General features: G+C 61.7%; 1 pseudogene. It reads left to right on the top strand.

Annotated features, from left to right (window positions below):
* Positions 1–540 (top strand): annotated as a pseudogene (locus ACTIAO_RS13590) (isocitrate lyase); the annotation flags it as partial.
* Positions 541–673 lie beyond the last annotated feature (133 nt).

Here is a 673-nt window from a genome sequence, read left to right as displayed (position 1 = left end):
ACCGAGAAGCCGCACGTCGAGCAGATCGCCGGAATGATGGACAAGGTGCGCGAGGTTATTCCGAACGCGAAGCTCGTCTACAACAACAGCCCGTCGTTCAACTGGACCCTCAACTTCCGCCAGCAGGCGTACGACCTGTTCGTGGAAGAAGGCAAGGATGTTTCCGCGTACGATCGCGCAGGCCTCATGAGCGTCGACTACGACGAGACCGAGCTGGCGCAGCGCGCCGATGAGATGATCCGCACGTTCCAGCGCGATGGCTCCGCACGCGCCGGAATCTTCCACCACCTCATCACCCTGCCGACGTACCACACGGCGGCGCTGTCCACCGATGATCTGGCCAAGGGCTACTTCGCCGAAGAGGGCATGCTCGCCTACGTGAAGGGCGTGCAGCGCCGTGAGATCCGTGAGGGGATCGCGACCGTCAAGCACCAGAACATGGCCGGCAGCGACATCGGCGACAATCACAAGGAGTACTTCGCCGGGGATGCTGCGCTCAAGGCCGGCGGCAAGGACAACACGATGAACCAGTTCAACTAGGTTCTATCCACCAGAAGAGGCTCCGGCGTTGCCGGCGCCACGTGTCTTTTGTAGAGAGTGGGCAGTACCAGAGATACGCGACGCCCGGGCCCAAGAGCATAGCGCCCCGAAAGCTGTAAAGGGTACTCAAGCG

The sequence above is a fragment of the Microbacterium sp. genome, from assembly GCF_052099035.1.
Taxonomy (GTDB): Bacteria; Actinomycetota; Actinomycetes; order Actinomycetales; family Microbacteriaceae; genus Microbacterium.
This window is presented reverse-complemented; position numbering and strand designations above follow the sequence as displayed.